Annotated in this window: 1 protein-coding gene; it reads left to right on the top strand. The window is 61.2% G+C overall.

Annotation, left to right across the window (positions count from 1 at the left end; genetic code table 11):
* The coding region (locus tag KW845_RS29795) for a hypothetical protein (RefSeq protein ID WP_218372948.1) at window positions 1-469 on the top strand (469 nt) is incomplete at both ends.

Below are 469 nucleotides of genomic sequence, written 5' to 3' on the forward strand. Positions count from 1 at the left end.
AAGGAGGGGAAGGGAGGGAGGAAGAGGGGAAGAAAGGGGAGGGGGGGGGGGAAAGAAGAGGGGGGGAAGGAGGGAGGGAAAAGGAAGGGAAGAGGAAAAGAAAGGAAGAAAGGGGGGAGAGAAGAAAGAAAGGAAGAAAGAGGGAAAAGGAGGAAAGAAGGAAGAGGAAAAGAGGAAGAAAAGGGAAGGAAGAGGGGGAGAGGAGGGAAAGGGAGGGGAGGAGGGGGGGGAAAGAGGAGAGAGAGAGGGGGGGAGAGGGGAGGGGGAGGGGGGGGGAGAAGGGAGGGGAAAAAGGGGGGGAGGGAAGGTGGGGAGGGAGGGGAGGGGGGAGAAGGGAAAGGAGGGAGGAGGGGGGGGAAGGGGGAGAAAGGAGGAAGAAAAAGGGGGGAAAGGAGAAGAGAGGGAAGGAGGAGGGGGAGAGGGGGGGAAGGGAGGAGAAGGAGAAGGGGAGGAGAGGGAGGGTGACGGG

Source organism: Bordetella sp. BOR01, from assembly GCF_019218885.1.
Taxonomy (GTDB): Bacteria; Pseudomonadota; Gammaproteobacteria; order Burkholderiales; family Burkholderiaceae_B; genus Bordetella_A.